Annotated in this window: 25 protein-coding genes; 14 read left to right on the forward strand and 11 right to left on the reverse strand. The window is 69.0% G+C overall.

What is annotated here, in order from left to right; translation table 11 throughout:
* Positions 1-270 precede the first annotated feature (270 nt).
* The 7 genes from ASG27_RS03605 to ASG27_RS03635 all read left to right on the forward strand — a co-directional run bounded on the left by ASG27_RS03605 (position 271) and on the right by ASG27_RS03635 (position 7,179).
* Entirely contained in the window at positions 271-1,386 is a 1,116-nt protein-coding gene (locus tag ASG27_RS03605; RefSeq protein WP_056411379.1) for a Re/Si-specific NAD(P)(+) transhydrogenase subunit alpha, read from the forward strand.
* The gene (locus tag ASG27_RS03610; RefSeq protein WP_056411380.1) at positions 1,383-2,129 is read left to right on the forward strand and encodes a hypothetical protein; all 747 of its coding nucleotides are present in this window, start codon (positions 1,383-1,385) and stop codon (positions 2,127-2,129) included. The genes ASG27_RS03605 and ASG27_RS03610 overlap by 4 nt, the downstream gene beginning before the upstream one ends.
* A gap of 65 nt (positions 2,130-2,194) precedes the next feature.
* The gene (locus ASG27_RS03615) at positions 2,195-2,734 is read left to right on the forward strand and encodes a hypothetical protein (protein WP_056411382.1); all 540 of its coding nucleotides are present in this window, start codon (positions 2,195-2,197) and stop codon (positions 2,732-2,734) included.
* Between the two features lie 24 nt (positions 2,735-2,758).
* Positions 2,759-3,088 carry an NAD(P) transhydrogenase subunit alpha gene (locus tag ASG27_RS03620; RefSeq protein WP_056411384.1) on the forward strand — a complete coding sequence of 110 codons (330 nt, stop codon included), beginning with the start codon at positions 2,759-2,761 and terminating at the stop codon, positions 3,086-3,088.
* The gene (locus tag ASG27_RS03625) at positions 3,085-4,509 is read left to right on the forward strand and encodes an NAD(P)(+) transhydrogenase (Re/Si-specific) subunit beta (protein ID WP_056411386.1); all 1,425 of its coding nucleotides are present in this window, start codon (positions 3,085-3,087) and stop codon (positions 4,507-4,509) included. The genes ASG27_RS03620 and ASG27_RS03625 overlap by 4 nt, the downstream gene beginning before the upstream one ends.
* Before the next feature lie 153 nt (positions 4,510-4,662).
* Positions 4,663-6,342 (forward strand): long-chain-fatty-acid--CoA ligase, encoded by a 1,680-nt coding sequence (locus ASG27_RS03630; RefSeq protein WP_056411388.1) that lies wholly within the window; start codon positions 4,663-4,665, stop codon positions 6,340-6,342.
* 93 nt (positions 6,343-6,435) lie between these two features.
* The gene (locus ASG27_RS03635; RefSeq protein ID WP_056411390.1) at positions 6,436-7,179 is read left to right on the forward strand and encodes a 5'-methylthioadenosine/adenosylhomocysteine nucleosidase; all 744 of its coding nucleotides are present in this window, start codon (positions 6,436-6,438) and stop codon (positions 7,177-7,179) included.
* 392 nt (positions 7,180-7,571) lie between these two features.
* Here the strand turns inward: ASG27_RS03635 and corA are convergent, their stop codons facing one another.
* The 6 genes from corA to ASG27_RS03665 form a co-directional block, all read right to left on the reverse strand.
* Positions 7,572-8,561 carry a magnesium/cobalt transporter CorA gene (corA, locus tag ASG27_RS03640; protein ID WP_056411392.1) on the reverse strand — a complete coding sequence of 330 codons (990 nt, stop codon included), beginning with the start codon at positions 8,559-8,561 and terminating at the stop codon, positions 7,572-7,574.
* A gap of 371 nt (positions 8,562-8,932) precedes the next feature.
* Positions 8,933-9,718: a uracil-DNA glycosylase family protein gene (locus ASG27_RS03645; protein ID WP_056411394.1), complete on the reverse strand. Its 786-nt coding sequence runs from the start codon at positions 9,716-9,718 to the stop codon at positions 8,933-8,935.
* A 28-nt stretch (positions 9,719-9,746) separates the two neighbouring features.
* Positions 9,747-10,226, reverse strand: coding sequence for a ribosomal protein S18-alanine N-acetyltransferase (rimI, locus tag ASG27_RS03650; RefSeq protein WP_056411396.1), 480 nt, complete (start codon positions 10,224-10,226; stop codon positions 9,747-9,749).
* Positions 10,223-10,942, reverse strand: coding sequence for a tRNA (adenosine(37)-N6)-threonylcarbamoyltransferase complex dimerization subunit type 1 TsaB (tsaB, locus tag ASG27_RS03655; protein WP_056411398.1), 720 nt, complete (start codon positions 10,940-10,942; stop codon positions 10,223-10,225). The genes rimI and tsaB overlap by 4 nt, the downstream gene beginning before the upstream one ends.
* A 38-nt stretch (positions 10,943-10,980) precedes the next feature.
* Positions 10,981-11,991: a DMT family transporter gene (locus ASG27_RS03660; protein WP_056411401.1), complete on the reverse strand. Its 1,011-nt coding sequence runs from the start codon at positions 11,989-11,991 to the stop codon at positions 10,981-10,983.
* 163 nt (positions 11,992-12,154) lie between these two features.
* Positions 12,155-13,945, reverse strand: coding sequence for a methyl-accepting chemotaxis protein (locus tag ASG27_RS03665; RefSeq protein WP_056411403.1), 1,791 nt, complete (start codon positions 13,943-13,945; stop codon positions 12,155-12,157).
* A gap of 234 nt (positions 13,946-14,179) precedes the next feature.
* Here ASG27_RS03665 and dacB point away from each other — a divergent pair, with 234 nt between their 5' ends.
* From dacB to ASG27_RS03690, 5 genes are all read left to right on the forward strand, one after another.
* Positions 14,180-15,646 carry a D-alanyl-D-alanine carboxypeptidase/D-alanyl-D-alanine endopeptidase gene (dacB, locus tag ASG27_RS03670; protein WP_056411405.1) on the forward strand — a complete coding sequence of 489 codons (1,467 nt, stop codon included), beginning with the start codon at positions 14,180-14,182 and terminating at the stop codon, positions 15,644-15,646.
* Between the two features lie 43 nt (positions 15,647-15,689).
* On the forward strand, positions 15,690-15,959 hold the full coding sequence (locus ASG27_RS03675; RefSeq protein WP_056411407.1) for a SemiSWEET transporter: 270 nt from the start codon (positions 15,690-15,692) through the stop codon (positions 15,957-15,959).
* Positions 15,960-16,129: 170 nt separating this feature from the next.
* A complete protein-coding gene (locus ASG27_RS03680) occupies positions 16,130-17,428 on the forward strand; it encodes a lipase family protein (RefSeq protein ID WP_056411408.1) in 1,299 nt (432 codons plus the stop codon).
* A gap of 242 nt (positions 17,429-17,670) precedes the next feature.
* Positions 17,671-18,816 (forward strand): SGNH/GDSL hydrolase family protein, encoded by a 1,146-nt coding sequence (locus ASG27_RS03685; protein ID WP_056411410.1) that lies wholly within the window; start codon positions 17,671-17,673, stop codon positions 18,814-18,816.
* Positions 18,817-18,851: 35 nt separating this feature from the next.
* The gene (locus tag ASG27_RS03690; RefSeq protein WP_056411671.1) at positions 18,852-19,523 is read left to right on the forward strand and encodes an OmpW/AlkL family protein; all 672 of its coding nucleotides are present in this window, start codon (positions 18,852-18,854) and stop codon (positions 19,521-19,523) included.
* 113 nt (positions 19,524-19,636) lie between these two features.
* Here ASG27_RS03690 and ASG27_RS03695 read toward each other — a convergent pair whose 3' ends face one another.
* The 4 genes from ASG27_RS03695 to purE form a co-directional block, all read right to left on the reverse strand.
* Positions 19,637-20,590: an SGNH/GDSL hydrolase family protein gene (locus tag ASG27_RS03695; RefSeq protein ID WP_056411412.1), complete on the reverse strand. Its 954-nt coding sequence runs from the start codon at positions 20,588-20,590 to the stop codon at positions 19,637-19,639.
* 131 nt (positions 20,591-20,721) lie between these two features.
* Positions 20,722-21,738: an L-threonylcarbamoyladenylate synthase gene (locus ASG27_RS03700; RefSeq protein WP_056411414.1), complete on the reverse strand. Its 1,017-nt coding sequence runs from the start codon at positions 21,736-21,738 to the stop codon at positions 20,722-20,724.
* 5 nt (positions 21,739-21,743) lie between these two features.
* Positions 21,744-22,913, reverse strand: a complete 1,170-nt coding sequence (locus ASG27_RS03705) for a 5-(carboxyamino)imidazole ribonucleotide synthase (protein ID WP_056411420.1) — start codon at positions 22,911-22,913, stop codon at positions 21,744-21,746.
* Entirely contained in the window at positions 22,910-23,404 is a 495-nt protein-coding gene (gene purE / locus ASG27_RS03710; RefSeq protein ID WP_056411422.1) for a 5-(carboxyamino)imidazole ribonucleotide mutase, read from the reverse strand. Before purE ends, ASG27_RS03705 begins: the two co-directional genes overlap by 4 nt.
* Before the next feature lie 161 nt (positions 23,405-23,565).
* Between purE and trxA the strand changes: the two genes are divergently transcribed.
* Positions 23,566-24,474 carry a thioredoxin gene (gene trxA / locus ASG27_RS03715; protein ID WP_056411424.1) on the forward strand — a complete coding sequence of 303 codons (909 nt, stop codon included), beginning with the start codon at positions 23,566-23,568 and terminating at the stop codon, positions 24,472-24,474.
* Between the two features lie 109 nt (positions 24,475-24,583).
* Positions 24,584-25,345, forward strand: a complete 762-nt coding sequence (locus ASG27_RS03720; protein ID WP_235503884.1) for an META domain-containing protein — start codon at positions 24,584-24,586, stop codon at positions 25,343-25,345.
* Between the two features lie 121 nt (positions 25,346-25,466).
* On the opposite strand, the gene ASG27_RS03725 is transcribed toward ASG27_RS03720, so the two are convergent.
* Positions 25,467-26,387 carry a phosphoribosylaminoimidazolesuccinocarboxamide synthase gene (locus ASG27_RS03725; RefSeq protein WP_056411673.1) on the reverse strand — a complete coding sequence of 307 codons (921 nt, stop codon included), beginning with the start codon at positions 26,385-26,387 and terminating at the stop codon, positions 25,467-25,469.
* Between the last annotated feature and the right edge of the window lie 297 nt (positions 26,388-26,684).

The following is a 26,684-nucleotide window of genomic DNA, read 5'->3' on the forward strand; positions in this document are numbered from 1 at the left end:
TGATCCACGAGCGCGGGCCTGCCCGCCGCAGGGGAGCCCGGTTGCACACAAGGCGGCCGGGCTTTTTTACGGCCGGTGCAGCCTGTTCCTTGGACGCCAACGGCAGGCTGTCGCGAATTAGCGTGCACACTCGGCACCTTGCGTGGCACGCGATCCTTGGCCTGGGTGGGGAGTTCCCTCTACATCAGACAAAGGCGACAGTCATGAGAAATTCTTCATGTAAGCTCGCGGTCAGTAAGTAATTCCACTGACCCTCACCGAGGAGATGACATGCTGATTGGTGTGCCTGCGGAATCGATGGCAGGAGAGACCCGGGTGGCAGTGACGCCCGAGACGGTCAAGAAGCTGAAGGCGCAGGGCCACACCCTGCGCATCGAGTCGAGTGCGGGTGTGGCCGCCAGCGTCACGGACGCCGCGTACGAAGCCGCCGGCGCCGAGATCTCCGATGCCGCCGGCGCCTGGGGTGCCGACCTGGTGCTCAAGGTGCGCACGCCTTCGGACGCCGAAGCCCCCCGCCTGCGTGCGGGCGCCACCGTGGTGGGCATGCTCAATCCCTTCGACGTCGCAGGCCTGCAGCGGCTGGCCAGCGCGGGCGTCACGGCCTACGCCCTGGAGGCTGCGCCGCGCACCACGCGGGCCCAGAGCATGGACGTGCTCTCCTCGCAGGCCAACATCGCCGGCTACAAGGCCGTGATCATCGCCGCCGATCGCTACCAGCGCTTCTTCCCGATGCTCATGACCGCGGCGGGCACCGTCAAGGCCGCCCGTGTCGTGATCCTGGGCGTGGGCGTCGCGGGCCTGCAGGCCATTGCCACCGCCAAGCGGCTGGGGGCTGTCATCGAGGCCTCGGACGTGCGCCCCAGCGTGAAGGAACAAGTGGAGTCGCTGGGTGCCAAGTTCATCGACGTGCCCTACGAGACCCAGGAAGAAAAAGACGCGGCCGAGGGCGTGGGCGGCTACGCCCGCCCCATGCCGCAAAGCTGGCTCGACCGCCAGAAGGCCGAGGTGGCCAAGCGCGTGGCCCAGGCCGATGTGGTCATCACCACGGCGCTGATTCCCGGCCGCGCCGCACCGGTCCTGGTGACCGAAGACATGGTCCGGTCCATGAAGGCGGGCTCCGTCATCGTGGACCTTGCCGCCCCGCAAGGCGGCAACTGCCCGCTCACCGAAGCGGGCCAGACAGTGGTCAAGCACGGCGTCACGCTGGTGGGCGAGACGAATCTGCCGGCGCTCGTCGCCGCCGATGCGTCCGCGCTCTACGCGCGCAACGTGCTCGACTTTCTCAAACTCATCATCAACAAGGAAGGTGCCCTGCACATGGACCTGCAGGACGACATTGTTGCCGCCTGCCTCATGGCACACGAGGGCACGGTAAAGCGCGCATGAGCCTGCTGAAGAATTTGCAAGAGATATTGTCCGCCACGCCCCGCCGCGGTGGCTGGCTGCTGGCCGCCTGTGGCGTGCTGGCCGTGAGCGGCTGCGCACCCATACCCGCCGGCCCTGCGGAGTTCAGCGCCGGCCGCACGCGCGTGGTGCTGCCCTCGGCGGCGTGGGAAGACCTGGGCGCGACGAACGAGGCGTTCCCGCTGCACCCGCTGCCCGGCGCCTTTCCACTGCAGACGCGCGCCGTGGCGCTGCGCGGCGCCAACCGCGAACTGCTGGCCGTGATGCTGGTGCAGACCAACCGCACGGACATCCCGCGCGACCCCACGCTCTGGACGGGCAGCTGCCCTCTGCAGCAGGGCATGACCGTGGAAGACGCGACCAAGGGCAGCCCGGTGCGCATCGACTGCTTGCGGTTCAAGCGGTGGGCCAACAACGCCGACTGGATGGAGAAGAACCACCCCGGCGTGGTGCGCTGGATGGATGAGCACAAGGCCACGCCGCTGCAGCCGTATTCGCACCTGAACTACCGCTTTGCGACGCAGGGCGGCTCGTATGTCGAGATCAACGCCATGGTCGACCAGCGCCTGCTGCGGCCCAAGACGAGCAACAACGAAGAGTTCCTGCGCGCGGGCTACCCGGCCCAGGAATGGAGCCACAAGGTGGCCGAGGCCGCCCGCGTGAGCACGGGCATGGCCGATGGCTTCTTCCCCGTGCCGCCGTTCCCCTTTGCCGTGCCCAACTGAGCACGCAGCAAGCCCCCACTTACCGCGTTACCACCGCTCACCGCCCACCGACTGGAGTTCTCAACATGGGTGTCGTTCTGCAGATTCTGGGCCTGGTCATCACGTTCACCATGGCGATGGAGGCCTTGCGCCGCTTCGGCATCGACGTCGGCTGGCTCAATCCGTTGACATTCTTTCACCGCCGCGCCTGGCGCAAGAAGGTGCAGACGCCGCCGCTGTATGCGCTGGACCACCCGGTGGACGTGGTCGCCGTGCTGGCCCTGGCCACGGTGCAGACCACCGGCGCGATCACGGTGCAGCAAAAGGCCGGCGTCCAGGCCCTGCTGCGCGAACACCTGCAGCTCAGTGAATCGGATGCCGCCAACCTCTGGGTGGCCAGCGCGCATCTGCTGCGCAGCCGGGCGCTGGAGCTGCGCGAGCTGCCGGTGCTGCTGGAGCGCAGCGCCGACAAGTTCACCGACTACCACGTGCAGACGCTGCAGACCGTGATGCGCGCGGCCGCACAGATCGAGCCACCGCCCAACGCTGCGCAGCAGCAGCTCATCGGCGCGGTGGATGCTTACTTTGCCAAGAAGAAAGCGTCTTCTGGCCCCTGGTCTTCCTGAAACGCACTGAACGAAGGACTCTCCATGGACGCCGTCTCGCCCACCCTCATCAACCTCATCATCTTCGTGCTGGCCATCTACGTGGGCTACCACGTGGTCTGGACGGTGACGCCCGCGCTGCACACGCCGCTCATGGCCGTGACCAACGCGATCTCGGCCATCGTGATCGTGGGGGCCATGCTGGCCGCCGCGCTCACCGAGACCACGCTGGGCAAGAGCATGGGGGTGCTGGCGGTGGCGCTGGCGGCGGTCAACGTGTTCGGGGGCTTCCTCGTCACACGGCGCATGCTCGAGATGTTCAAGAAAAAAGAAAAGAAGGTCGCCGCCCCCCAGGCTGAAGGAGGCCAGGCATGAGCATGAACCTCGTCACGCTGCTGTACCTGGTGGCCAGCGTCTGCTTCATCCAGGCGCTCAAGGGCCTGTCGCACCCCACCACGTCGATCCGCGGCAACCTGTTCGGCATGACGGGCATGGCGATTGCCATCCTGACCACGGCCGCGCTCATCGTCGAGCTGTCGGGCGGCAAGGCCCAGGGCATGGTGTACGTGCTGGGGGCGCTGGTGGTGGGCGGCGCCGCGGGCGCCTTCATGGCCCAGCGGGTCGAGATGACCAAGATGCCTGAGCTCGTGGCCTTCATGCACAGCATGATCGGCCTGGCTGCCGTGTTCATCGCGGTCGCGGCGGTGGCCGAACCCTGGGCGTTCCAGATCGTGGCCAAGGGCCAGCCCATCCCGGCGGGCAACCGGCTCGAGCTGTTCCTGGGCGCGGCCATCGGCGCCATCACCTTCAGCGGCTCGGTCATCGCGTTCGGCAAGCTGTCGGGCAAGTACAAGTTCCGCCTGTTCCAGGGCGCGCCCGTGCAGTTCGCGGGGCAGCACATGCTCAACCTCGCGCTGGGTCTGGCCACCGTGGGTCTGGGCCTGCTGTTCATGTTCACCGAGAACTGGACGGCCTTCTTCGCCATGCTGGCGCTGTCGTTCGTGCTCGGCGTGCTCATCATCATCCCGATCGGCGGTGCCGACATGCCGGTGGTGGTGTCCATGCTCAACAGCTACTCGGGCTGGGCCGCGGCGGGCATCGGTTTTTCGCTCAACAACTCGATGCTGATCATTGCCGGATCGCTGGTGGGCAGCTCGGGCGCGATTCTGAGCTACATCATGTGCAAGGCCATGAACCGCTCGTTCTTCAACGTGATCCTGGGCGGCTTCGGCGGCGAGGCGGCGAGCGCCACCTCGGGCGCCAAGGAGCAGCGGCCCGTCAAGACCGGCAGCTCGGACGACGCGGCCTTCGTGCTGGGCAATGCCGAGACCGTGGTCATCGTGCCCGGCTACGGCCTGGCCGTGGCGCGCGCCCAGCATGCGGTCAAGGAGCTGGCGGCCAAGCTCACCGAAAAGGGCATCACCGTCAAGTACGCCATCCACCCCGTGGCGGGCCGCATGCCCGGCCACATGAACGTGCTGCTGGCCGAGGCCGAGGTGCCCTACGACCAGGTGTTCGAGATGGAAGACATCAACGGCGAGTTCGGTCAGGCCGACGTGGCCATCATCCTCGGTGCCAACGACGTGGTGAACCCCGCCGCGCACACCAAGGGCAGCCCCATCTACGGCATGCCCATCCTGGAGGCCTACAAGGCCAAGACCGTGATCGTGAACAAGCGCTCCATGGCCGCGGGCTATGCGGGCCTGGACAACGAACTGTTCTACATGGACAAGACCATGATGGTCTTCGGCGACGCCAAGAAGGTGGTCGAGGACATCGGCAAGGCGATCGAATAGACCCCGCGCGGTTTCCCGCGCCCGCGGTGGCAGGGCGGCCCGCAAAGCCCTCTGCGCCTAGGGAAACCACACACCCCCGAAACCAGCACCGGCAGGGACAATGCCGGGGTTTCATTGCATTCAGTTTCAAAAGAGTTTGGAGAGACAGACACCATGACCGACCGTCCCTGGCTGGCCGCCTATCCGCAAGGCGTACCTGCAGATATCGACCCCTCGCAATACCCGTCCCTCGTGGCGCTCATGGACGAAGCGTTCACCAAGTACGCCGACCGCGTGGCCTACAGCTTCATGGGCAAGGACGTGACCTATGCCCAGACCGACTCTCTCTCGAGCGCGTTCGCGGCCTATCTGCAGGGCCTGGGCCTGGTCAAGGGCGACCGTGTGGCCATCATGATGCCCAACGTGCCGCAGTACCCGGTGGCGGTGGCGGCCATCCTGCGCGCCGGCTTCGTGGTGGTCAACGTGAACCCGCTGTACACCCCGCGCGAGCTGGAGCACCAGCTCAAGGACTCCGGCTCCAAGGCCATCGTCATCATCGAGAACTTTGCGACCACGCTGCAGAACTGCATCGCCAACACGCCGGTCAAGCATGTGGTGCTGTGCGCCATGGGCGACCAGCTGGGCCTGCTCAAGGGCGCGCTGGTCAACTACGTGGTGCGCAACGTCAAGAAGATGGTGCCCGCTTACCACCTGCCCGGCGCCGTGCGCTTCAATGACGCGGTGGCCCAGGGCACGCGCGGCACGCTGAAGAAGCCCGACATCAAGCCCGACGACATCGCGCTGCTGCAGTACACCGGTGGCACCACCGGCGTGAGCAAGGGCGCGGTGCTGCTGCAGCGCAACGTGATCGCCAACGTGCTGCAGTCCGAGGCCTGGAACGACCCGGTCATGAAGAAGGTGCCGGCCGGCGAGCAGCCCACCAGCATCTGCGCGCTGCCGCTGTACCACATCTTCGCGTTCACCGTGAACATGATGCTGAGCATGCGCACGGGCGGCAAGACCATCCTGATCCCGAACCCGCGCGACCTGCCGGCGGTGCTCAAGGAGCTCTCCAAGCACACGTTCCACAGCTTTCCGGCCGTGAACACGCTGTTCAACGGACTGGCCAACCACCCGGACTTCAACACCGTCAACTGGAAGAACCTCAAGGTCTCCGTGGGCGGCGGCATGGCCGTGCAGGGCGCCGTGGCCAAGCTGTGGCTGGAGAAGACCGGCTGCCCCATCTGCGAAGGCTACGGCCTGTCGGAGACCAGCCCGTCGGCCAGCTGCAACCCGACCACCAGCACCGAGTACACCGGCACCATCGGCGTGCCCATCCCCGGCACCTGGATGAAGCTGCTGGACGATGAAGGCCGCGAGGTCACCACGCTCGGCCAGCCCGGCGAGATCGCCATCAAGGGCCCGCAGGTCATGGCCGGCTATTGGCAGCGCCCGGACGAGACGGCCAAGGTCATGACCGAGGACGGCTACTTCAAATCCGGCGACATCGGCGTGATGGACGCACGCGGCTTCTTCAAGGTCGTGGACCGCAAGAAGGACATGGTGCTCGTCTCGGGCTTCAACGTGTACCCCAACGAGGTCGAGGACGTGGTCGCGCAGATGCCCGGCGTGCTCGAATGCGCGGTGGTGGGCGTGCCCGACGAGAAGACCGGCGAAGCCGTCAAGCTCGTCATCGTCAAGCGCGACCCCACGCTCACCGAAGCCCAGGTCAAGGAGTTCTGCCGCGCCGAGCTCACCGGCTACAAGCAGCCCCGCGTGATCGAGTTCCGCACCGAGCTGCCCAAGACCCCCGTGGGCAAGATCCTGCGCCGCGAGCTGCGCGACAAGAAGTAGCAGCTTCTGCGCAGCAACAGCCCTGCCCCGCCAATCGGGGCGGCCACCAGGCGGCTTCGGCCGCCTTTGTTTTGACCCCGAGAGTTCCACGCCATGACCACCGCCATCCTCAGCGCCCTCCCCGAAGAACAGGCCGGCCTGGTCCACGCGCTGGCGCACCCCCAGCGCATCACCCGCGCCGGCCGCTCGTTCTGGCGCGGCGAGCTGCACGGGCGCTCTGTCGTGCTGGCGCTCTCGGGCATCGGCAAGGTGGCGGCGGCCACCACCGCCACGGCGCTCGTCGAGCACTTCGGCGTCGCGCGCATCGTGTTCACCGGCGTGGCGGGTGGCCTGGGTGACGGCGTGAACGTGGGCGACGTGGTGGTGGCGCAGAGCTACCTGCAGCACGACATGGACGCATCCCCGTTGTTCCCGCGCTGGGAGCTGCCCGGCTATGCACGCGCGGTGCTGGAGTGCGATGCACCATTGTCTGCTCTGCTTTTGATAGCTGCTCGCGATTGCCTGATGGGCGGTAGCGGCCATTGTTCTTCGCAATCTGAGGTCCGCAGCGTGCACCAGGGCCTGATCGCCAGTGGCGACCGCTTCGTCTCCAGCGCCCAGGAGTCGCAGCGCCTGCGCGACGCCCTGCGCGCCGCCGGCCACGAGGTCCTCGCCGTCGAAATGGAAGGCGCCGCCGTGGCCCAGGTCTGCCTGGACTACAACGTGCCCTTCGCCGCGATGCGCACCATCTCCGACCGCGCCGACGACTCCGCCCACGTCGACTTCCCCCAGTTCATCCAAACCGTGGCGAGCCGGTACGCAGAGCACATCGTCGGCAAGTTGTTGCAGTTGCTATGAAATATGTAGCTACTGGCGCTTTATAGAAAAGCGGTAGAGGGTGCTTTGGCTTAAAAATTGAGTATTTTCATGAGGGGTGCGCCGCCGCCTTCATCCAGCAGCCGTCGACCTAGCTCACCCAAGACTCCAGTTAGCCCGCCTGCAGAAGGCACCCCATCGCCGGTACCCAGCCAGAGCGCAGCGAATGGCTCCCTCCATGTTCAGGGCACGCCGCCAGTTCACCCCCCGCCGCCATCGCCAGCGCCACCGTGGATCCGGCTTCGCCGGTCCACCGGAGGCTTCCCCCCTGGGGGGCTGAGGAACTGCGGCTCCGAGCCTGCCTGCGCAGGCTTGGACAGTTCCGAAGGGCTGACGCCTCTGGCGGCGGCGCGTAGGTCCGCGCTACAGGGGGGCTACTTCAACCAGCCGCGCTTGCGGAAGTACCACATGGGCCCGAGCGCACTCGCCAGCATCAGCCCGATCACATACGGATACGCCGCCGGCCCCAGCAGCTCCAGCTCCGGGAACTTCATGTTCATGCCGTAGACGCTCGCGATCAGCGTGGGCGGCAGCAGGGCCACGCTGGCCACCGAGAAGATCTTGATGATCTTGTTCTGGTTGATGTTGATGAAACCGACCGTGGCGTCCATCAAAAAGTTGATCTTGTCGAACAGGAACGCCGTGTGGTTGTCCAGCGACTCGATGTCGCGCAGGATCTGGCGGGCTTCCTCGAACTGCTCGGAGTTGAGCATCTTGCTGCGCATCATGAAGCTCACCGCGCGGCGGGTGTCCATCACGTTGCGGCGGATGCGGCCGTTCAAGTCTTCCTGGCGCGCGATGGCGCCCAGCACTTCGCCGGCCAGTGCGTCGGTCACGTCGCCGGCCAGGACCTGCTTGCTCACCTTTTCGAGCTCGTCGTAGATGTTCTCCAGCGTGTCGGCCGAATATTCGGCGTCGGCGTCGAACAGCTTGAGCAGCACTTCCTTGGCGTCTTCGATCAGCCCGGGCGCACGGCGTGCGCGCATGCGCAAGAGGCGGAACACCGGCACGTCTTCATCGTGGATGGAAAACAGCACGCCACGGCTCTTGAGGTTGGCGTTGTGCTGGTTCAGGATGAAGGCCACGCGCACCGAGCGGGGGTCTTCATCGTCGTCGATCAGGAAGTCGCTGCGGATGTGCAGCTCGCCGTTGTCTTCCTCGTAGAAGCGGGCGGATTCCTCGATGTCCTCGTCCATCGCATCTTCGGGGATGGACAGGCCGTAGTGCTGCTTGATCCAGCGTTTTTCTTCGAGGGTGGGGGCTTCCAGGTCCACCCAGATCGGCTGGAAGCGGGTCAGCTCTTCCAGGGATTCGATTTCTTCCTGGACGAGCCGGCCATTGGCGAGCGAAAAGATGTTGAGCATGGGCTCACTCCCTGGTTATGTGGCATCTGCGGCGGTGGGGGGTCATGGGGTGCTTTCAGACCCCACGGCAGCAGGCCGGGGAGCTGAAAGCTACCAACTGGGGTAGGTTTCCAAGGAGCTTTCTCCGTCAATCAGTAAAAAATGGGCAAGCGGCGGATTATGGCACCGGACCTCGCGCCTGTCCGGGCTGCACAGGGGCTTCGGTGCGCGCATATCCGGCTTTCTGTGCAGGTTGTGCACCGCTTGGGGAAGACTTCGGTGGCGCGGCCAAGTTCCGGCCCGCACGGGCCTTGCCGGAAGCCGCCGCTGCGGTGGTGATGGCCCCACACAGACAGACAGCCCGCCCGCCAGCCAGCCCGCCGCGGCACCGCTCAGGCGTTCTGGCGCACGCGCACGGTGGCCAGCGCCCGGCACAGGTCGGCCCAGGCCGCGGCCTTGGTGTCCTGCGAGCGCAGCAGGAAGGCGGGGTCGTACGACACCACGGCCGGGCACCCGGCCAGCTGGTGCAGCTCGGCGCGCAGGCGGCCCAGCGGCTCGGTGCGGCCCAGGGCTGCGCGGGCGGCCACATGGCCCAGCACGAGCACCATCGAAGGCTGCAGCTGCGCCACCGCCGCGGCCAGTTGCTCGGGGATGGCGTCGGTGCCGGGGCCTCCGGCGGCAGAGCGCTCCAGCGCGGTGATGAAGACGCGGGGGTGCCGGTGCAGCTGCATGGCCCGCAGCATGTTGTCGAGCAGCTTGCCGGCGTCGCCCGACAGGGGGTCGTGGGGTGCCGTGCTCTCGGCCACGATGAGCCAGCCTGCGCCCAACTCTGCGGGAGCCAGGGCCGGGTCGGCCTGGGGGTAGAGCGCCTGCGGCGGATGCAGCCGCAGGGCGGCAGCGCCTGGACCGCCAGCAGCGGCGGTGGCGGTGGGTGCGCTGGGCCCCACCGCAGCGGGCGGGGCCACGGGGGGCGCCGCCCGGGGGGGTGGCGGCGGCGTCGCCGCCACGGCGGCGGGCGCCAGGGCAGGAGCCGGCGGGGCCGCCGCCATCGGCACGGCGGGGGCCGTGCCGGCCCGCACGGTCACGGTGGCCGCGGCGGGGCGGGATGGTGGGCCCCACACGGTGACGCCCATTTCCTGCAGCATGGCGCGCTGGCGCGCATCGAGGTCGAGGGTCATAGACAGATCAGGCGCAAGGTGCCCGGGTTCATAGCGCAAAGCTCATGACCACCGCGTCTTCGCGTTGGCCGTCGGCGGCGGGGTAGTAGCGCTTGCGTTCGCCCACGCGGCGAAAGCCATAGGCCAGGTAGATGCCGTGGGCGCGCAGGTTGCTGGTGCGCACCTCCAGCCACAGCCACTGCGCGCCGCGCCCGCGCGACCACAGGGCCAGCGCATCGAGCAGCACGCGCGCCCAGCCCTGGCGCTGGTACTCGGGCGTGACGGTGATGTTCAGCAGGTGCACCTCGTCCACGCCCAGCATGGCGACGAAGTAGCCCAGCATGTGGTCGCCCGCCATCAGCACCTGGGCCTGGTAGCCCGAGGCCAGGGCGTCGGTGAAGTTGCCGCGCGTCCAGGGGTGGGTGTACGCCTGCACCTCCACGTCCAGCACGGCGTCCAGCCGCGCGAGCGTGAGGTTTTCAAAGCGTGCCTCCAGCGCGGATGTGGGGGGGGTGGGCAGGGCGCTCATGGTGGCGTGGTGGTCGTGGTGGCAGCCACGCGCTCTGCAGCGCGCTCGGCCGTGGTTTTCGCCACTTTATCGCGGATGTAGCGCGGCAGTGCATCGGTGGCGGGCACCGCGCCGCCAGCGGCCAGCAGGGCAGGCGCCAGGCGCAGCAGGGCGGCGGCGGTGGGCAGGGCTGCGGCGTGCGGTGCGGCCGGTGCCAGGCGCTCGCCGTAGGGCGCCAGCGCATTGCCCGCCACGGTCCAGCCGGGCGGGGCCTGCACGGTTTCGGGCGCGCCCAGGCCGAAGTCGGCGTCGGCCTGCCAGCGGCCTTCGGCGGGCTGCCATTCGCAGCGGGCGTGGTAGACCTCGTCCATGCGCGCATCCAGCACGGCCACCACCTGGGTGCAGCCGTGCTGCGCCCGGGCCTCCTCGGCCACGGCCAGCAGCGTGTCCACCGGCAGCACCGGGATGCCCTGGCCACCGCGTGCGCCGAAGGCCAGCCCCTGGGCCACGGCGCAGGCGGTTCGCAGTCCGGTGAAGGAGCCCGGCCCGCGGCTGAAGACCAGCGCGTCCAGCGTGTCGAACGTCAGGCCCGCCTGCGCCAGCAGGCTGCGCACGGCCGGGATCAGCGTGGCCGACGCCTGCGAGCCGCCCGGACCATGGTGCAGCCACACGGCATCGCCGTGCTGCACGGCGATGGAGATGACGTCGGTGCTGGTGTCGAAAGCAAGCAAATTCATGGGCTGGGGCCGGTCGCGCGAGAAGAAAGGATTCGGGGTCACGGGGCCGTGCGGCCCGGTGCGGATGCGGTGGAGGTACCCGGTGGGGAGGCCGCCGCCGGCGGGGCCCGGCGCAGCACCCCCAGCAGGATACCCCCGGTCACGAGCAGCAGCCCGGCCACCAGGTTCCAGTGCAGGGGCTCGCCCAGGAACATCACCGCGCCGATGGCCGACAGGCCGGGCACCAGCGCCGTGATCATGGTCGAGCGCACGGGGCCGTAGTGCTGGATCATGCGCGTGAAGGCAATGCCCGAGATCACCACCGAGCCCCCGCCCTGGAACGCCAGCTGGAACAGGATCTCGCTCCCGGGTGCGAGTGCCAGACGGCTGGCGACCCCGCCCAGGCCCGCCAGCAGCGCATAGGACGGCACGTACACCAGGCAGGCAAAGGCCGTGATGGCGATGGTGGCCTGCACCGCGTCCACCGCGTGGCGCCGCGCCATCACGCTGTAGGCGGCCCAGCAGGCGGCGGCGGACATGAACAGCAGGTCGCCCTTCCAGACGTCTCCGCCCGCGAACGCGGCCAGCAGGCTGCTGCCGCCCACCAGCAGGTCGCCCGCCACGATCAGCGCGAGCCCCGCGGCGCGCAGCGGCGTGATGCGGTCGTGCAGCAGCAGGGCCGCCAGCAGGGCGGTCCACAGCGGCAGGCTGCCGGGCATGAGCACCGCCGCATGCGTGGCCGGTGCGTGGAAGAAGCCTGCATACGCCAGCATGGCGTACAGCAGCCCGCCCAGCGTGCCCAGCAGCACCGTGGTGCGCAGGGGCAGGGGCGAGATGCCCGCAAGGCTCGATGGTGGCGCTGCGCTGCCCAGGGCGGCCTTGCGCCGCCGCACCATCCACCAGCCCCAGGGCAGCAGGACCAGGCTGGCGCCCACGATGCGCAAAAAGGCGATGTCGAACGGTGTGAGGGTGCGCTGTGCCGAGGCGCGGGCGATGACGATGAAGCCCGTCCAGATGGTGACCGTCACGACAGCCGCCAGCAGGCCCATGGCACGAGGGGAAAAGCGCATGGGGGGATTATCCGGTGGCGCGGGCCCGCACCGGGCCGGGCAGGTGCTGCCTGGGGGGCAGGCCAGCGACATCCCGGGCGCTGGTTGCGCCACCGTGTGCGAGGAAGGTGCCCGAAAGGTGCCCGGCAGGCGGCTGGTAAGCCTCAGGCTGCGCAACAGGCGCTCAGAAGGATTCCCAATCGTCGTCGCCGCCCTTTGGCGCGCTGCGCGGGTCGGGGCGTGGGGCGGCCGGCTGCGCGAGGGCCGGGGCTGCAGGCCGGGCCGCTGCGGGCGATGGGGCCCGGGCGATGGCGGCTTTGGCCAGGGGTTTGGCAGGGGCCTGGGCCACGGCCGCCGGCCGTGCGGGCGCGGGGCGGGCCTGGGGGGCCGGGGCTTTGGCCGGGGCCATGGCGGGGCGCGACTGGTCGCCGGAGAGCTTGAACACCGCCACCACCTGCACCAGGTCGTGCGCCTGGTTGCGCAGGCTGCTGGCGGCAGCGGCCATTTCTTCCACCAGCGCGGCGTTTTGCTGCGTGGCCTGGTCCATCGAGGTGACGGCCTCGCCGACCTGGGCGACGCCGGCGCTCTGCTCGCCGCTGGCCGCGCTGATCTCGCCCATGATGTCCGTGACGCGGCGGATGCTGCTCACCACTTCGCTCATGGTCTCGCCCGCCTTGTCGACCAGCGCCGTGCCGTGCTCGACCCGCTCCACGCTCGCGTGGATCAGGTTCTTGATCTCCTTGGCGGCCTCGGCGCTGCGGCCGGCCAGGCTGCGCACTTCCGATGCCACCACGGCAAAACCGCGGCCCTGCTCGCCCGCGCGGGCGGCTTCCACCGCGGCGTTGAGCGCCAGGATGTTGGTCTGGAAGGCAATCCCGTCGATGACGGCGATGATGTCGCTGATCTTGCGGCTGGCGTCGTTGATGCCCTTCATGGTCTCCACCACGTCGCCCACCACCGCGCCGCCCTGGGCGGCCACGCTGGAGGCCGTCATCGCCAGCTGGTTGGCCTGGCGGGCGTTGTCGGCGTTGTTGCGCACGGCGGAGTTCAGCTGCTCCATGCTGGCGGCCGTCTGCTGCAGCGCGCTGGCCTGGTGTTCGGTGCGGGAGCTCAGGTCGGTGTTGCCCTGGGCGATCTCGGAGCTGGCATTGGAGACGGACTCCGCGCCGTGCCGCACGTTGTTCACCACGCTGGCCAGGTTGGCCTGCATGAGCGCCAGGGACTCCATGAGCGCGCCGACCTCGTCCTTGCCATGCTGCGGCACGGTGGCGGTCAGGTCGCCGGCGGCCACCCGGCGGGCCAGGTCCGAAGCCTGCCCCAGCGGCACGGTGACCGAGCGGGACAGCACCCACGAGAACAGCGCGGCCACCGCCACGCTCAGCACACCCAGCGCGATCAGCAACTGCCGGCTGGTCTGGCGGTTCTCTTCGACGGCACGCCCCAGGGCATCCACCTGCTCGCGCTGGTTGTTCAGCAACTCGTCCATCTTGGCGGCATAGTTGGCCGCCTCGGGCATGAACTGCTTGACCAGCATGGCATTCGCTTCGTCCACCTTGCCCTCTTTCTTGAGCGCAAAGATGTCGTCGCGGTTCTTGAGATAGATCGTGCGCAGCGTGCCGATTTCTGCAAAGAGCTTCTTCTCGGAGTCGAGGAACATCAGCGCCTCGACCGCTTTTTGCAGCTCGCCCGAACTCTTGGACGAGGCCTTGCTGTCCTCGGCAAAGAAGTCCGCCAGCGCCGGGTCGCTGCTGCGCGCCACGGCGGCGGTGCGCGTGATGCCGGTGCGCAGGTTGCGCGACCAGTCACTCACCAGGCGTTCGGTCTTGATGGGGTTCTGCACCATCTCCAGCGTGGCATCGGCCACCGCGTTCAGGCGCGAGATGCTCAGCGCAATGGCACCGATCAGCAGCAGGAGCACCAGGGAAAATCCCAGCGCAAGGCGCTTGGCGACGGAGAGGTCGGAGAGTCGGCTCATAAGAAAAATGCCTTGTTGTGTAGCGTTGTGGTGGCAACCGTGGGCGCGATGGCCGCCCTGCCGCGCAGATCCACGGTGCGCCGTGGGTGCGCCCGCACTGTCCCGGGTGCGGGGGGTGATGTTGCATAGTGTAAGTACGCCGCTTGCCGATTGCACGCACTGCATGCAGGTCGGCCGCGTGCCCTTGGCCGCTGCCAGGTCGGCGGGTGCACGGTCCTCCTCTAGACTTCCTGCATGATGAAGAATCGATCGAGAACCCCCCTGTGCCTGCGATGGGCGCGGGCCGTGTGGTTGGCCGGCGTGTTGTGCGCGGCCGCTGTCCCCTCTGTGCAGGCCCAGTCCACGGCGGCGCCTGTGGCCCTGCCCCCCGAGGTGGAAGCTGCGCTGGCCCGCGCCAAGCTGCCGCGTGAATCCCTGAGCGTGATGGTCACCGACGCGCAAGGCACAGCCCGCATGCAGCCCCGCCTGGCGCACCGTGCCCAGGTGCAGGTCAACCCCGCCTCGGTCATGAAGCTGGTGACCACCTACGCGGCGCTGGAGCAGCTGGGCCCTGCCTACGTCTGGAACACGCCCGTGTACGTGCAGGGCACGGTGCAGGACGGCAGCCTGCGCGGCAATGTGTACATCCAGGGCCAGGGCGACCCCAAGATGGTGATGGAGCGGCTGTGGCTGCTCATGCGGCGCCTGCAGGCGCAGGGCATCCAGGTGATCGTGGGCGACATCGTGCTGGACCGCACCGCGTTCGACGTGCCCGAGCACGATCCGGCCCGCTTCGACGGCGAGCCGCTGCGGCCCTATAACGCGTCGCCCGACGCGCTGCTGCTCAACTACAAATCGTCGGTGATGACTTTCGTGCCCGACGTGCCGGCAGGGCTGGCACGCATCCAGTACGACCCGCCGCTGGCCGGCGTGCAGCGCCAGGCCTCCGTGGCGCTGGCGGCGGCCGGCACCGACTGCGGCGACTGGCGCGGCGCGCTGCGGGCCGAGCTGGCCGACCCTGCCAAGGTGGTGTTCCAGGGCGTGTACCCGGCCGCGTGCGGCGAGCGTGTGTGGCCCGTGGCCGCGGCCGACCCGCGCGGTTTTGCGGCGCGGGCCGTGGAGGGCATGTGGCGCGAGCTGGGTGGCAAGCTCACCGGCAGCGTGCGCGACGGCAAGGTGCCGGCGGGGCTCAAGCCCGCGTTCGTGTCCACATCGCCCGCGCTGGCCGAGGTGGTGCGCGACGTGAACAAGTACAGCAACAACGTGATGGCCCAGCACGTGTTTTTGACGATGGCGCTGCAAAAGAACGGCGTGGCCACGTTCGACGGTGCACGCGAGGCCCTGCGCCAGTGGTGGCAGGCGCGTGTGGGCGATGCCGAGCTGCCCCAGGCCGACAACGGCGCGGGGCTCAGCCGCGACGCGCGCCTCACGGCCCAGGCCCTGGCCCGCATGCTGCAGGTGGCCTGGCAGTCGCCCGTCATGCCGGACCTGGTGGCATCGCTGCCCATGTCGGGCGTGGACGGCACGCTGCGCCGCAGCCAGAGCCGCGCGTCCGCCCACCTCAAGACCGGCAGCCTGCGCGACGTGATGGCGGTGGCAGGCTACGTGCACGCCGCCAGCGGCCGGCGCTATGTGCTGGTGGCGGTGGTCAACCATGCCAACGCCGGGGCGGCCCGGCCGGTGCTGGACGCCCTGGTGGACTGGGCGGCGCGCGACCAGTGAATAATCCGCGCTGGCCCTGGCACTTCTCCCTCACCCCCGCTCCATGCCCCTCTCCGAGCTCATCGGCTACCTGGCCGCGTTCCTCACCACCTGCAGCTTCGTGCCGCAGGCCCTGCACACCTTCCGGACGCGCGATGTCGGGGGCATCTCGCTGGGCATGTACAGCGTGTTCACCGCGGGCGTGGCGCTGTGGCTGGTCTACGGGCTGGTGCTCGGGGCCTGGCCCATCGTGGTGGCCAATGCGATCACGCTGGCGCTGGCCGGCACCATCCTGGGCATGAAGATGGTCTACGGGGCGCGCGGCGGGCGCTGAGCGCCTTGTGGCGCCCTGCACCGGGCGCCGCCTCTGGAGGCAGGGCGGGCCCTTCGCCACTGTCGCCCAGGTGTCAAATCTGCCCGGCCAGGCACTCGTTAACCCGGATGCTGCTGCAGTGCAGGTAAGCGCACGATCCTTCGTTCCTTACCCACCGGAGGTCTCCACCCATGACGTATTTTCGCTTGACCTGTGTTGCCGCTGCGGCGGTCCTGCTTGTGGCCTGCGGGGGCTCGGACGACCCCGCCCGCGGCGCCCTGATCGACCCGCCGGCGGTGCTGGCCACGCTCACGGCCGCGCAGATCGATGCCGGCACGGCCAGCAGCGGCCTGCAGCCCATCAGCGGCAAGGCCAAGTGCGACGTGAAGGTGGTGTCGCTCAACTACGCCACCGCAGGCGCCAAGGGCGGTGAGATGACCAACGCCTCGGGCGTGATGCTGGTGCCCGCCGGCAGCTGCACCACGGCCGCGCCGCTGCTGGCGTATGCCAAGGGCACCGACGTGCAAAAGCCCCGCACCCTGGCCAACCCGCAGGACAGCGAGACCTTCCTGCTCGCCGCGATGTACGCCGCGCAGGGCTATGCGGTGGTCGCCACCGACTACCTGGGCTTTGCCAAGTCGGGCTACAGCTACCACCCCTACCTGCATGCCGATTCGGAAGCCACCTCGGTGATCGATTCGGTGCGCGCCGCGCGCAATGCCGCGGGCACGGTGGGCGCCAACCTGTCGGGCAAGGTCATGTTCACCGGCTACTCGCAGGGCGGGCACTCGTCGATGGCCGCGCAGCGCAGCGCAGAGCGCGACTACGGCAGCGAATTCAACGTGGTCGCGGGCGCGCACCTGGCCGGGCCGTACAACCTGTCCGGCTCGCTGCGCATTCCGGATGCGATCGCGGGCGTGCAGTTCTTCGTGCCGTACCTTGTCACCGCCTGGCAGAAGGTCTACGGCGATGTGTATACCGACGTGAAGCAGGTCTTCAAGGCGCCGTATTCGGGCTACATCGAGACCCTGTTGCCCAACCCCACGATGAACTACACCACCCTGGTCACCTCCGGCACGCTGCCGGCGGGCACGCCCAACCAGGCCCGCGACGCGCTGTTCCAGCCGGACTTCATCAAGGGCTCGCAGACCAGCACCACCCATCCGCTGTACCTGGCGGCCAAGAAGAACGACCTGCTGGGCTGGACGCCCAAGGCCCGCGTGCTACTGTGCGGCGGCGCGGGCGACCCCACGGTGCCACCCTCCATCCACCAGCAGGTGATGAAGGCCGACTTCGACAGCCGGGGCGTGACCAACGTGGCGTCGGTGGACGTGGACGCCGCCATCCAGGCTACGTTCGGCACCGGCGGCAAGGCGCCCACCGACCCGGCGTCCGCCGCGTTCGCTACCTACTACGGCTCCTACCACGGCACGTACGAGCCCCCGTTCTGCCATGCCCAGGCGCGGGCGGTGTTCGACACCGTGAAGTAAGTACACGGGCCTTTGCGCGGGCTGCACCCGGCCGCGCCCTGGCTCGGCAGGGGCCAGGCACGCCCTTCGAACCGCCGGCCTTCGGGCCGGCTTTTTTGTGGGCGGGTGTCTGGAGAGGGGTGTGTAAAGCCCGGTGCGGGCTCGGTATTTTCCCGGGCGGGCAAGCCGGGAACTCGGGGGTACCATGGAGATGCGAAAAAAGCACGGTCGTTCTTTTTGGCAGTTTTCAACTGGAGAATCCCTTGAATTCACAACAATGCAAAGCCTCCCTGTCGGCGTTGGTCGCGGCCTGCCTGCTGGCCGCCTGTGGCGGCGGCGGCTCGGATACCGCGCCCTCGGCACCTGTCACGTCCGTCAAGGTGGCCGGCGACAGCCTCGCTGACAGCGGGACTTTTGGCTACAAATTCACCGTCCAGGGGTCGGCCGCCACCGGCGTGGGCTCCACGGCCATCTGGCCCGAGCGCGTGGCGACGAGCTACGGCCAGTCGCTGTGCGCCTACTACCGGTTCAACGGTTCGGCGTTCGGCACCAATGCGGCCTGCACCAACTACGCAGTGGGCGGCGGGCGCATCAACAACGCCACCGCGCCCACATCGCCGGTGTCCATCACGCAGCAGATCAAGGACATGGGCGCGCGCGGCTACAGCGCCAGCGACCTGGTGCTGATCGACGGCGGCGGCAACGACGCGGCCGACCTGATCGGCGCCTACCTGCGCGCCTCCACCGACAGCGGCCAGGCCTATGCGGCCCTGTTGAGCAGCGTGCTGCCCCAGGCCACCGTCAGCGCCGCGCTGGCGGGCGGGGCCAATGGCCTCGCGCAAGTGGGCGGCGCCTACATGCAGGCCCTGGCCCGCAACTTTGCCGACACCATCAAGGCCAACACGGTCGCCAAGAACGCACCGCGCGTGGCCGTGCTCAATGCCCCCGGCGTCACGCTGACGCCGCGCTTCCGACTGGTGCTGGCGTCCATCAGCGCCACCCGCGGCGCAGCCGCTGCCACGCAGGCCGAGGCCTTGTTCGATGGCTGGATCCAGGCCTTCAATGCACAGCTGGCGACCAGCCTGGCTGGCGACACCCGCATCGCGGTGGTGGACTTCTACACGTCGTTCAAGGACCAGGCGACCAACCCTGCGCAGTACCAGCTCACCAATACCACCACGCCGGCCTGCCCGGCCACGGGCGTGGGCGCGGATGGACTGCCGACCTACACCTTCCCCACCTGCACCGCCACGGCGCTGTCGGCCATGACCCCGCCCGCGGGTGCCACGGGCGGCGCCGACTGGTGGAAGAGCTACGGCTTTGCCGACAGCTTCCATCCCACGCCGTACGGCCACCAGCTGGTGGGCCAACTGGTGTCGCGTTCGCTGTCCCGCGCTGGCTGGCTGTGAGCCGGCTGCACATGCTTCCATCCAAGGAGTTCTTCATGCACGCATTTTCCAAGGCTGGCCTGGCGGCAGCGGCGCTGTTTCTCGGCACGGGCGCCATGGCGCAGGTCGCCGGCACATTGAGCGTCCGCGCGGGCTTCACCCACATCGCTCCGCAGGTCAAGAGCGGCAACCTGAGCGCCCCGGCGTTCCCCAACACCAAGGTGGACGTGGACGCCGCCACGTCGCTGTCGGGCGGTGTGAATTACATGCTGACCGACCACTGGGCGGTGGACGTGCCGCTGTCCCTGCCTTTCAAGCACGACATCGTGGGCGACGGCGCCATCGCCGGTGTGGGCAAGCTGGCCGAGACCAAGGTGCTGCCCGTCACGGTGTTCGCGCAGTACCGCTTTGGCGAGGCCGAGGCGCGGTTTCGCCCCTATCTGGGCGTGGGAGTGACCTATGGCCGGTTCTTCAAGACCCGCACCACGGCCACGCTCAGCGGCCTGACGGGCGGCACGCCGGCAAACCCCACCACCGCATCGGTCGACAACAAGTGGGGCATCACGCCCCAGGTCGGCTTCGTGTGGAAGATCAACGACCGCTGGTTCGTGGATGCTGCCTACTACAAGAGCTTCCTCAAGACCACCTCGCACCTCTCGTCGGGCCAGTCGATCTCCAAACGGCTGAACCCCGATGTGATCGCCGTGGGCGTGGGCTACCAGTTCTGATGGCGGGTTGAGGTAAGGGGTGGGGACAAGAGACTTGCCCCGCCCCTCGCCATGAAAAAGGCCGCCCGGGGGCGGCCTTTGTGTCTGTGCGCGGTCCTTGCTGGAAGAACCGATTACCAGCGCGCGCGCAGGCGGTCGTACGCGTAGGTGCCGAACTGCCGCTGCGCCGACGGCGTGAGGTACACCTGGTCCGCGAACACGAAGGAGTCCGGGCTCGCACCCGCCACCAGCGTGGAGGTGTTGCACAGCGACGAGTTGACCTTGCCCGTGCCGATGCCGATGCCGTTGTTGGCGTCCACCGACGTGCATATCGGCGCGATGGCGTTGTTGAAGCCGTAGTTGGCAGGAACGCCGGTGTACAGGTTCACGTAGTAGGCGGAGTCGACATACAGCACGTTGGCGCCCAGGTCGACGATGTTCACGAGCAGGCCGTCGTTGAAGCGGGTGCTGGCATCGGCCAGCAGGGCTTCGCGGTTGATGGACTTGGCCCAGGGGCTCTTGCTCAGGTCGTAGGTACCGGTCACCACCACGTACTTGGCACCGGCGGTGACCAGGCGGCGCACCTGCGCGGCCAGGTCCTCGCCGGCCTGGCGGGCGGCGGCCACCATGGCGGCCTCGGTCTGGGTGCCGGCCTGCACGGCGGCCATGCCGGCGATCACTTCGCTCACGCCCCCGTTGATGAACACCACATCGCTGCCGCCGAAGGTGTTGCTGGCCAGGAAGGTGTCGATCTGCTCAGTGATGGTCGGGGTGCTGGCGTTGCCTGCGGCGTCGGGCTTGGCCTTGACGCGGGCGTTGCCCACGGCGTAGCTCTTGCCGCCCGCCGATGCGGCCGTCAGGGGCCTGCCGTAGTTGGCGGCCACCTGCAGGGTCCAGTTGTTCACGCTGCCGTCATTGACGGTGTAGCGCGTGCCCTTTTGGCCGATGTCGCTGTAACCATCGCCGAACGCGATGAAGCGCTCGGGGGTGATGGCCGACTCGGTGGTACTTGAACCGCAGGCCGCGAGCAACGCGGCCGACGCACATGCGGCGACCAGAACGGTGCGGCGGATCCAATTTGCTGCCATGTATTTCTCCAGAAAAGTGGGGCATAGTTTAGCGGGGCCGTGTCAAGCCATGTAAAGCCGGACCTGCAACGGCATGTTGCAGGCAGGGCCTGCCCTGCCGCCGGGGGCCGTCGAGCCTCCCGGCAGGTGCCTCAGGCCGCGGCAGCCCGCTGCAGGCGGTCTCGCACGCCTTCCCAGTCGGGGCTGGCGGGCGGGGTTTCGATCCAGATCAGTTTCACGCCGTCGTCGTCGAAGCCGCGCAGCACGGCGAACAGTTGCTGGGCGGTGGCGGCCGCATCGTCGGGCATGCGGCGCATGACCAGCCGCGACGACTTGGTGCGCAGCACGGCGCGGGCGTACACCGCAATGTTGGCGGCCTCGGCGCCCAGCAGGTCCAGGCCGGTCTGCAGCGCCTTGGCATCCATCAGGCGCACCTTGGCGTTGGGCGCGTAGTGGGCCTCCAGCGTGCCCGAGGCGCGGGGCGTGTGGTCGGGCAGGTCTTCCTTGGACAGGGGGGCCGTGCCGCAGGCTGCCGTGATCTGCTCGCGGGTGATGGCGCCGGGGCGCAGCAGCACCGGCACGCCGCGGGTGCAGTCCACGATGGTGCTCTCGATGCCCACGGCGCAGGCGCCGCCGTCGAGCACCAGCAGGTCGGCGCCCAGCTCATCGCGCACGTGCTGCGCGGTGGTGGGGCTTACGCGGCCGAAGCGGTTGGCGCTGGGGGCCGCCACGCCCCACACCGGCGGTCCACCGGCCTGGGCGTCGTCGCCCGGGGCCGCGCAGGCCACGAGCAGGGCGTGCGCCACCGGGTGTGCCGGGCAGCGCAGCCCCACGCTGTCCTGGCCGCCGGTGGCGGCGGTGGCCACGCCGGGCAGGCGCGGCAGGATGAGCGTGAGCGGGCCGGGCCAGAACGCGTCGACCAGCGCCCGGGCGAACGGCGGCACGCTGCTGGCAAAGTGGCGGATGCCGTCCGCGTTGGCCACGTGCACGATCAGCGGATGGTCGCTGGGCCGCCCCTTGGCGGCAAAGATCTGCGCCACGGCGGCATCGCTGCTCGCGTCGGCCGCCAGGCCGTACACGGTTTCGGTGGGCAGGCCCAGCAGCGCGCCGCTGCGCACCGCGCGGGCCGCAGCGGCGATGGCCTGGGGGTCGTTGCCGTCGAGGATCATGGTGGTCAGAACGGGGCTATGCCCAGCAGGGCGGCCGCCTGCAGCGCCGTGGCGCGTGCGGCTTCGGGCGTGGGACCGGTCACGTTGAGGTGGCCCATCTTGCGGCCGCGCTTGGCGTCGCGCTTGCCGTACAGGTGCAGATGGGTGCCGGGCAGGGCCAGCACCTCGGCCCAGGGCGGGGTCTGCGCGGCGTCGCCGTGCGCGAACCACAGGTCGCCCAGCAGGTTCAGCATCACGGCGGGGCTGTGCTGGCGCGGCGGGGTCAGCGGCAGGCCCGCCATGGTGCGCACCTGCAGCTCGAACTGCGACACGTCACAGGCGTTCTGGCTGTAGTGGCCGCTGTTGTGCGGGCGCGGGGCGATCTCGTTGACCACCAGGCTGCCGTCCTGCAGCACGAAGAACTCGACGCACAGCACACCCACGTACTGCAGGCCTTCTGCTACAGATTTTGCAGCTGCCACCGCTTGTGCAGCAAGCGGTAGGGGCAGATTCTGTTCATGAACCTCGGTCACGGCCAGGATGCCGTCGCGGTGCAGGTTGCGCTGCACCGGCAGGTGCACCATGGCGCCGTCGGCTCCGCGCGCCACGATCACCGAGCATTCGAGCGCCAGCGGCAGCATCTTCTCCAGCACGCACGGGACCTTGCCCACGGCATCCCAGGCGGCGGCCAGCTCGGCGGCGGTCTTCACACGCACCTGGCCCTTGCCGTCGTAGCCCATGCGGGCGGTTTTGAGAATTCCTGGAAGCAGGTCTTCGGACACGGCGCCCAGTTGCTCGGCCGTCTCGATCACCGCATACGGCGCGCAGGGCACGCCGCAGCCGACGAAGTGCGCCTTCTCGCGGGCGCGGTCCTGCGCCACCGACACGGCGCTGGCTGCGGGCGACACCGGGCGCTGTGCGGCCAGCGTGGCCAGCGCAGCAGCGGGCACGTTCTCGAACTCGGTGGTCACCGCGTCGGACACGCGGGCCAGCTCGGCCAGGCCCGCCGGGTCTTCGTAGCCGGTCTGGATGTGGTGGTGGCTCACCAGGCCGGCAGGGCTGTCGGGGTCGGCGTCGAGCACGGCCGTGAAGTAGCCCATGGCCTGCGCCGCGTGCACGAACATGCGGCCCAGCTGGCCGCCGCCCAGCACGCCCAGCGTCGCGCCAGGAAGGAGAGGCGTTGTAGACGCGGTCATGCGGCAGGGGGCAGGGTCATGTTGCGCGCCACCTCCGTCTGCTCGGCGCGGAAGGCTTCCAGGCGCGTACGCAGCTCGGGGTTCTCGCTGGCCAGCAGCGCCACGGCGAACAGCGCCGCATTGGCAGCCCCGGCCGTGCCGATGGCGAACGTGGCCACCGGGATGCCCTTGGGCATCTGCACGATGCTGTGCAGCGAATCCACGCCCTGCAGGTGCCGGCTGGCCACCGGCACGCCCAGCACGGGCACGGTGGTCTTGGCAGCGATCATGCCGGGCAGGTGGGCTGCGCCGCCCGCACCGGCGATGATGGCCTTGAGGCCCCGGCCCGCGGCGGCTTCGGCGTAGGCGAACATGTCGTCGGGCATGCGGTGGGCCGAGACCACGCGGGCCTCGTGCGCGATGCCGAACTGTTCAAGAATCTGCACTGCATGCTGCATGGTGTCCCAGTCGCTGCTGGAGCCCATGACCACGCCGATCTGGATGGGTTTCATGGTGGTAGGGGGTGCGCGGCGGCGGGTTGCGCCCGCTGCACGGCTGTAGGTGGAACCCGCGATTTTACTTTTTGCGCTCCCCTTCCCGGAGCCGGGACATGTCGATGGGCCAAAATAGCGCGAACCCACCAGCTGCGCCGGCCTCTCCCGGCCTCCCCATCATGATTGACGTCACCGTAGAAAACTTTGAAGCCGAGGTGGTTGCCGCCTCCATGGATGTGCCCGTCCTGGTGGACTTCTGGGCGCCCTGGTGCGGGCCCTGCAAATCGCTCGGTCCGGTGCTGGAAAAGCTGGAGACCGAATACGCCGGCCGCTTCAAGCTCGCCAAGGTCGACTCCGACCAGGAGCAGCAGCTCGCGGGCATGTTCGGCATCCGCAGCATCCCCACCTGCGTGCTGCTCATGAACGGCCAGCCCGTGGATGGCTTCATGGGCGCGCTGCCCGAGGGCCAGGTGCGTGCCTTCCTCGACAAGCACGTGCCCACCGAAGACCAGCTCACGGCCGAAGCCGAAGAGGAAGAAGCCTTCGAAGCCCTGGCCGAAGGCGACACCGACACGGCGCTCGAGAAGCTGCAGCATGCCGTCGTGACCGACCCCGCCAACGACGACGCCCGCTTCGACTACGTCAAGCTGCTGCTGCAGCTGGGCCGCGAAGACGACGCCAAGGTCGCCTTCGCCCCGGTGATCGCCAAGGCCCCGGGTTCGCGCAAGCTCGGTGCCCTCAAGACCTGGATGGATGCTATTGATTTCGTAGCTTTGAGCGCTTATGGAGAGAGCGCTGGAGCCGATTTTGATGCCAAGATCGCCGCCAGCAAGCGCGACTTCGACACCCGCTACGCGCGTGCCCGCTGGCTCATGGCCCGCCAGCGCTGGACCGACGCGATGGACGAATTGCTCGAAATCCTCATGCGCGACAAGGCCTGGGGCGAAGAAGCCGCCCGCAAGACCTATGTCGCCATCCTCGAAATCATCGAGCCGCCCAAGGTGAAGGTGGCCGACGGCCAGATCCCGCCCGACGACCCGGTGGTGGCCACCTACCGCCGCCGTTTGTCGAGCGTGGTGCTCAGCTGATTCCGGCCGGGTGGCTGGACGCGGCGGGTCGGGGGTGATGGCGGTGCAGCGCGCCGGGCAGGGGCACCACCGCAGCCTCCGGGCAGGCCGGGGCCGCCTGTTGGCGTGCATGGCCGCTTGCCTGCTCGCTGCGGGCTGCGGCACGCGGCCGCCGGCACCGGATGCGGTGGTGACGGGCGTGGCCTTGTCCCGAGAGCGCGTCGTGCTGCCCCCCGAGGCCGTCTTCGAGGCCACGCTGCTGGACGTGAGCCAGCCCGACGCGCCCCCGGTGGTCCTGGGGCGCCAGCGCCGCGAGCCGGCGGGCCAGCCGCCCTATGCAGTGGCCATTGCGTACCCGTCCTCGCGGTTCGTGCCCAAGGGGCGCTACGAGGTGCGCGCCGCCGTCACCCTGGAAGGCCGGCTGCTGCTGGCCTCCGAGGCGCGCCACGCCGTCCCGCAGGATGCGGCCTACCGCCATGTGGACGTGCAGCTGCGGCGCCAGCCCCCGCTGACGGCCGTGGTGGAGGCCGGTGTGCCGCTGCTGCTGACGTACTGGCGCCTGGTGTCGATCGAGGAGGAGGCCGTGCCCCGCCCCGCGCAGGGCGGCACGCCGCCGCACCTGGTGCTGCAGTCCGACGAGGCGCGGGCCACAGGCTCGGGCGGCTGCAACCGGTACCTGACCGACTACCACCTCAACGGCGCGCAGCTGTTCTTCGGCCGGGTGGTGTCCAACATCGCCCTGTGCCTGGACCGCGGCGCGCTGGAGACGCGGTTCTTCAATGCCCTGGAAGGCGTGGCGAGCTTTCGCCAGCAGGGCACGCACCTGCAGCTGCGCGACGCGCAGGGCAAGCCGCTGCTCGGCTTCGAGGCCGCCGAGACGCTACTGGAATAGGCGCTGGAAGCGGCAGGCCGCACGCACGGTCGGCCGTCGGGTCGCGTGCACGGCGGCGTGGCGGTTACCGCAGCCATGTAAGGCGTGCAGCCGTTCGTCATGCCGCTACGCCCTCACGCTATCACGCCGTCAACCGCTCCAGCGCTTCGCGGTACTTGGCGGCGGTCTTCTCGATCACGTCGCGCGGCAGGCGCGGGGCCGGGGCGGTCTTGTCCCAGGGCTTGCCGTTGACCTGGGCCTGTTCCAGCCAGTCGCGCACGAACTGTTTGTCGTAGCTGGGTGGGTTCTCGCCGCGGGCCAGCGCGTCGGCATAGCCCTCGACAGGCCAGTAGCGCGAGCTGTCGGGGGTGAGCACCTCGTCCATCAGCACCAGCGTGCCGTCGGGCGCGAGGCCGAACTCGAACTTCGTGTCGGCAATGATCATGCCTTTGGCCAGCGAGATTTCGGCCGCCGCCTGGTAGATGGCGATGCTCAGGTCGCGGATGCGGGTGGCCAGATCCAGGCCGATCATCTCCACCGTGCGCTCGAAGGTGATGTTCTCGTCGTGCTCGCCCGCAGCGGCCTTGGCGGCGGGCGTGTAGATGGGCGTGGGCAGCTTGGCGGCGTTGGTCAGGCCCTCGGGCAGCGGCACGCCGCACACCGCGCGCGATTCCTGGTATTCCTTCCAGCCGCTGCCGGCCAGGTAGCCCCGCACCACGGCTTCCACCGGGATGGGCTTCAGGCGCTGGACCAGCATGGAGCGGCCGCGCACCTGGGCCACTTCTTCGGGGCTGACGACGCTCTCGGGCGCATCGCCCGTGAGGTGGTTGGGGCAGATGTGGCCGAGCTTGTCGAACCAGAACAGCGCCATCTGCGTGAGCAGCTCGCCCTTGCCGGGAATGGGCTCGCCCATGATCACGTCGAACGCCGACAGGCGGTCGCTGGCCACCATCAGGATGCGGTCATCGCCCACGGCGTAGTTGTCGCGCACCTTGCCGCGGGCCAGCAGGGGCAGCGACGTGAGGGCAGAGGTGTGCAGGGCGGTGGAGCTGGGCTGGGTCATGGTGTCGGTGAGGCGGTCGATGGTGTCGCGTCCGCTGCCGGCAGGCCGGTGAACGCACAACGTAAAACACGTGCGGGAGCATTCCGCGCAACCTGCGGATTTTACGCGCGGGGGCCGAGGCGGGTGGCGGGGCGGCGCCGGCCGGTGCCCGCGGCCGGGGCGTCAGGTCAGCCGGCGGCGATGTGTGCACACCGAATGTCTCGCGTGTTGCACTATGTTGCGGCACACTGGGCGGCCCTCCTTCCCTGAGCCGCCGCGCGCGACTTTCCGTGCAGTCTTCCTCCTCTTCCTCGCCTG

It is taken from the genome of Acidovorax sp. Leaf191 (assembly GCF_001424425.1).
GTDB lineage: Bacteria > Pseudomonadota > Gammaproteobacteria > Burkholderiales > Burkholderiaceae_C > Acidovorax.